The organism is Streptomyces sp. NPDC028722, from assembly GCF_040637655.1.
In the GTDB taxonomy this organism is placed as follows: Bacteria; Actinomycetota; Actinomycetes; order Streptomycetales; family Streptomycetaceae; genus Streptomyces.
Genome location: NZ_JBEZWU010000077.1, coordinates 1 through 4,536, shown reverse-complemented (window position 1 = coordinate 4,536; position 4,536 = coordinate 1). Strand labels below are relative to the sequence as shown.

Sequence of the window (4,536 nt, the reverse complement as noted above, 5' to 3'; positions counted from 1 at the left end):
CCGGACAGCGAGTGGGAACTGAAGTTGCTGCAGAACCTGCGCTAACTGCCGGACGAAACAACGCTGGGTCGGTGCCCGCCACCGTCAGTGACGGGGCACCGATCCAGCGGCTCGAAAGGGGAACTGCACCGGCGCGGCATCGCAGGCCCGGGCCTCACGGGTGTCCGAGCGGGCGACCGGCCCCATCTCAGAGGGCGTTATGCAGGTCCGGCCCCATATGCAGCTCTCGCCCCCGCCTTACTTTGAGGACTTTCTTCCCGTAGGCGGCGGATGATCTTCTCTGGGGCGGGGGCTCGGCCATCCGTCTCGCGCGCTTCTGTGCCCAGAAGTCCGTCTGGTTTGAAGATGCCGCGGAATCGCCTGATGAACAGCGGAACCGCGCACTCCGGCTCGCCCGTGATCAGGCTACGCTGTGAGCGAGCACAAGCCCTACCCAAGCGGCCTGTCCGACGCCCGGTGGGCCCTGATCGAGCCCGCGCTGACCGCCTGGAGAAAGGCCCGGCTCGAGCGCAGACCAACCCTTACCTGCCGCGAGGCCGCCGTCGCCCCACCCGAGCACCGCGCCCCGGGCGGCGCAGGGGACGACGAGGCGGCGGCCGGCGAACTGTGCTCGCAGTGGGCGGTGCGCGCTCTGGAGTGCCTGCTGGACTACGCCGCAAGCCGGGCCCGCACCGACGGCGCGATGCCCGCCGACGTCCTGGACCTCCTTGCTGCGATCCTGCCACTGGTCCGGCCCGGCCGGCCGTGGCCACGGTCATCGGCCGCCGCCTGCCGCCCCCGCACCACCACACCCCCGGCTTCACCGCCGGCCACCGCGCCGCGCTCACTGCCCTGGACGGCAGCCCCACTCCGGCCGCGCCTGGCTGAACACCGGGCCCGCCGACCTGCCGCTGCTTGCTGCATTGGACCGCCCGGTCCTGCTTGCGGCGCCTCGCCACGGCGCCGGCGGGCCGGTCGAGCACCTGACGCACGCCCTTACCGCCGACTCGCACGCCCTCGGGGATCCAGCCCAGGTCCTGAGCCAGATCACGGCCGGCCCCGGCGGCCCGGCCGCCGTCTCCTGGCTCCTGCAGGTGATGGCATGGCGCCTTCACCCGGAGTGGGGAGGCATCGCGACCGGCCGCCTGCACTTCACGCGCGCCGTTGCCCGGCCCGCGACCGAACCGGAACTCGCCGCGGTGACCACCGTGTGGCGGGCCGCGCTCACCGCCAACCTGCCGCCCGGCGCGCTCGCCGGCGCCGGCCACCGTCTGGCTGCCCCTGGCCCGGGCCAGCGCCGAGCACACCCGCCCCACACGCCCGGCGCCACCGAACGCGGGGAAGCCGTGGTAACGGTTGCGGTGTGCCTGCCCAGCAGACCGTCGGCCAGGCTCGTACACGCGTTTGGTCGCAGATAGTGGGGCTACTCATACAGGATGCGTGCGTCGCAGCGAGGGACGACGCCGACGGGACCGCGCAGAGACAGACGACAAGGGGTTGGTCGCGATGACCGTGGCGACACAGCAGAGCGGCGGGGGTGGCTCCAGCGGCCTCTACGACGTTCTGGAACTCATTCTCGACCGTGGGCTCGTGATCGATGCGTTCGTGCGGGTCTCCCTTGTCGGTATCGAGATACTCAAGATCGACATACGGATCGTGGTCGCCAGCGTCGACACCTACCTTCGCTTCGCCGAGGCGTGCAACCGCCTCGATCTGGAAGCGGGGCCGCGCAAGCCGGCAGGGCTGACGGAGCTCACTGGCAAGCTCACGGAGTCCGGCGCCCGCGGCAAGACCAAGGGAGCCCTGTCCGGCGCCGCGGAAACTATCTCCGATTCTTTCCAGCAGGCACGTGGCGAGGGCCGGGAGCGTCAGGGCGATCGGGCCGCGCGCCGAAGAGGGGAATGAGAGATGAGCACCTACGTCTACGGGATCATCCGGGCCGCGCACTCGCCTCTCCGCGAGGACCTGGACGGCATCGGAGACCCGCCGCGGCCGGTACGCGTGCTGCGTCAGGGCGAGCTGGCCGCCATCGTCAGTGACGCCCCCGACCAGCTGCGGCCCAAGCGCCGTGATCTGCTCGCCCACCAGCGCGTGCTGCACGAAGCCGGAGCGGGCGGCGTGGTCCTGCCCATGCGGTTCGCCAGCGCCTCCCCGGACGATGACACAGTGACCCAGGTGCTCGCCGAGCGTGTGGAGCACTTCCTTGAGCGGCTGCAGGCACTGGACGGTACAGCCGAATACAACATCAAGGCCAACCACGACGAAGAGGCCGTGCTCCGCCTGATCATGGCGGACCATGACGACATCCGGTCCCTGGGGGAAGCGAACCGCGAGGCCGGCGGCGGCACGCAGGAGCAGCAGATCCGGCTCGGGGAGATGATCGCCGCCGCCGTCCAGGCACGCGAGGCAACCGATGCGGAGCTGCTCCAGCAGACGCTTCAGCCGATGGCCAAGGCCGTAAGCGCCGGACCGCAGAGCACCGGCTGGCTGGCCAACTTCTCCTTCCTGGTGGACCGCGGTTCAGCGGAGCAATTCCTGACCGCGGTCGACGAACTCCGCCAGGAGCACCCGCATCTCGAGTTGCGTGTCAACGGCCCGCTGCCGCCCTACAGCTTCGTCGACATCCCCTCGTCCCAGCAGGCCGAAGGCGGCACCGCGGAAGCGTTCGGAGCCGCCGCCCAGCCGAACGGGTAAGGGTAAGGAGTTGCGAAGCCTCAAAGAACGGCGGAACCGCCCGTTGCGGGTGATGTCTCTCGGGCCCGCTCCGGTGCAGCGTGAGGCTATGCCTGGTGGAAGTGCGGCACGCGAATACGAGTTCCGTGTCGTCAGTCCCGTCCCGCAGGCCGCCGCAGAAGCGTTCCCCGAGCTGGAGGCTGTGTTGATCGGCAGCCAGATCTACGGCGACGTTATCGACGAGACGCACCTGTTCGGCCCGCTGGCCCGCTTCCGGATGCTCGGCCTGCTGATCGTGGAGAGGCGACCACTTCCCTCAGCTTGAGAGCCAGTGGCGGCGGATCGGGTGCGGAGCGCAGCGGGTGAGCCAGGCGCTGGCCAGGCCGATGGCAGCGCCGGCGGCTACGTCGCTGGGGTAGCGGGCGCCGCGCTGCACCCGCTCGAGCACCACCATGGCGGCGGGCAGGACGCACGCTGCACCAGCGGCCGACCATGCGGGCGCCACTGCGGCGGTGAAGGCCACCGCGGCGGCGGTGTACCCGGAGGGGAAGGAGGAATGCCTGGGCCAGTACGACCCCGCCCACGTTTAGGCCGTACGCGACGGCTCCCTCGACGACCCCGCCTACATCACCGGCCTGCCCGCCGACCATCCGCTGCGCCGCAAGGAGAACGTCTTCGTCTTCTCCACCAGCGCCGCGGCAGCGCAGCTGAACCAGTTCGTCACCATGACGACTGTCCCGGGTGGGATCGCCGACACCGGCGCCCACCTCTACCACCTGACCACCGCCACCCTCGACCGCCGCGAGGATGGCTGCGAGACGGGCTGTCCCTATGACGGCTTGCTGCGGGCGCTCGGCGACGACACCCCTGTCACCGTCACGGGATGGCACCCGGCCGCTGAACAGGCTCGCGCTGCACGTGCCGGGGCGGTACGCAGCTGGTCGCTTCGTGCCCGGCACGCCGTCGACGACCTCCTCAACCGTCTCTCCTAACTGATCATTTCAGAATGAGTTTGGTCTAAGGCTTGGCAGTTGGGCTGGTGGGCGGCAGAGTTCTCCAGGTGTCGGATGATCTTGTGCCTGATGATCTGTGGGATCGTGTCGCTCCGCTGCTCCCGCCTCGCCCGCCGCGGCGTCGGCGGTATCCAGGTCGGCTGCCGGCGGATGACCGTGCGGCTCTACGCGGGATCGTCTACGTCCTACGTACGGGCGTGACCTGGGCGGACGTGCCGACCGAGACGACCGGCTGCAGTGTGGTGACGTGTTGGCGGCGCCTGCGGGACTGGACCGAAGCCGGCGTCTGGCCTCGCCTGCACGAGATCCTCCTCGCGGATCTCCGCAGAGCCGGCCTGCTGGACATGGACGACGCCGCGATCGACGGCTCGCACGTCCGGGCCCTGAAAGGGGGGCTCACACCGGACCTTCGCCGGTCGACCGCGGCCGCCTCGGCAGCAAGCACCATCTGATCACCGACCGGCACGGGACACCCCTTGCGGTGTCGTTGACCGGCGGAAACCGTCACGACGTCACCCAGCTCATACCCCTGCCGGACGCGATTCCCCGCATCCGTGGCCTGGTGGGCCGGCCCCGTCACCGACCGCGGCGGCTGTGCGCCGACCGCGGCTACGACTACGACAAGTACCGTCGCCTGCTCCGCGCTCATGGCATCACGCCGAAGATTGCCCGCAAGGGCACCGCCCACGGATCCGGCCTGGGCAAGACTCGCTGGGTCGTCGAGCGGACCTTCGCCTGGCTCCACCGTCGTCGCAGCGCGGACGAGGAACTCTCCGACTGGAAGCAGGCGCACAACAAGAGCCACAAACAGGTCCGTGCCCGCGTCGAGCACGTCTTTGCCCGCATGAAGGCCTGGAAGATCTTGCGTGAC

Annotated in this window: 5 protein-coding genes and 2 pseudogenes; 6 read left to right on the top strand and 1 reads right to left on the bottom strand. The window is 70.1% G+C overall.

Annotated features, from left to right (window positions below):
- Positions 1-412: 412 nt before the first annotated feature.
- The 4 genes and pseudogenes from AB0F03_RS37810 to AB0F03_RS37795 form a co-directional block, all read left to right on the top strand.
- Positions 413-520: pseudogene (locus AB0F03_RS37810) on the top strand (IS5/IS1182 family transposase); the annotation flags it as partial.
- Between the two features lie 965 nt (positions 521-1,485).
- The gene (locus AB0F03_RS37805; RefSeq protein WP_362001007.1) at positions 1,486-1,884 is read left to right on the top strand and encodes a gas vesicle structural protein GvpA; all 399 of its coding nucleotides are present in this window, start codon (positions 1,486-1,488) and stop codon (positions 1,882-1,884) included.
- Positions 1,885-1,887: 3 nt separating this feature from the next.
- Positions 1,888-2,673 carry a GvpL/GvpF family gas vesicle protein gene (locus AB0F03_RS37800; RefSeq protein WP_362001005.1) on the top strand — a complete coding sequence of 262 codons (786 nt, stop codon included), beginning with the start codon at positions 1,888-1,890 and terminating at the stop codon, positions 2,671-2,673.
- An 88-nt stretch (positions 2,674-2,761) separates the two neighbouring features.
- On the top strand, positions 2,762-2,977 hold the full coding sequence (locus AB0F03_RS37795; protein WP_362001002.1) for a hypothetical protein: 216 nt from the start codon (positions 2,762-2,764) through the stop codon (positions 2,975-2,977).
- Here the strand turns inward: AB0F03_RS37795 and AB0F03_RS37790 are convergent.
- Positions 2,969-3,214 (bottom strand): annotated as a pseudogene (locus AB0F03_RS37790) (phosphatase PAP2 family protein); the annotation flags it as partial. The gene AB0F03_RS37795 and the pseudogene AB0F03_RS37790 overlap by 9 nt on opposite strands.
- A gap of 163 nt (positions 3,215-3,377) precedes the next feature.
- On the opposite strand from AB0F03_RS37790, the gene AB0F03_RS37785 reads away from it, so the two are divergent.
- Positions 3,378-3,644: a hypothetical protein gene (locus AB0F03_RS37785; protein WP_362001001.1), complete on the top strand. Its 267-nt coding sequence runs from the start codon at positions 3,378-3,380 to the stop codon at positions 3,642-3,644.
- Between the two features lie 68 nt (positions 3,645-3,712).
- Positions 3,713-4,536, top strand: a protein-coding gene (locus AB0F03_RS37780; protein ID WP_362001010.1) for an IS5 family transposase whose coding sequence is annotated in 2 segments (ribosomal slippage) — positions 3,713-4,052 and positions 4,052-4,536 — 825 coding nt annotated over the 2 segments. Because the reading frame shifts where the segments join, the coding sequence is not laid out codon by codon here. This gene is flagged as partial in the annotation.

Bases quoted from the DNA above. Each gene is read 5' to 3' on its own strand.
- AB0F03_RS37800 (WP_362001005.1), top strand. From the start codon at position 1,888: ATGAGCACCTACGTCTACGGGATCATCCGGGCCGCGCACTCGCCTCTC.
- AB0F03_RS37805 (WP_362001007.1), top strand. From the start codon at position 1,486: ATGACCGTGGCGACACAGCAGAGCGGCGGGGGTGGCTCCAGCGGCCTC.
- AB0F03_RS37795 (WP_362001002.1), top strand. From the start codon at position 2,762: ATGCCTGGTGGAAGTGCGGCACGCGAATACGAGTTCCGTGTCGTCAGT.
- AB0F03_RS37785 (WP_362001001.1), top strand. From the start codon at position 3,378: ATGACGACTGTCCCGGGTGGGATCGCCGACACCGGCGCCCACCTCTAC.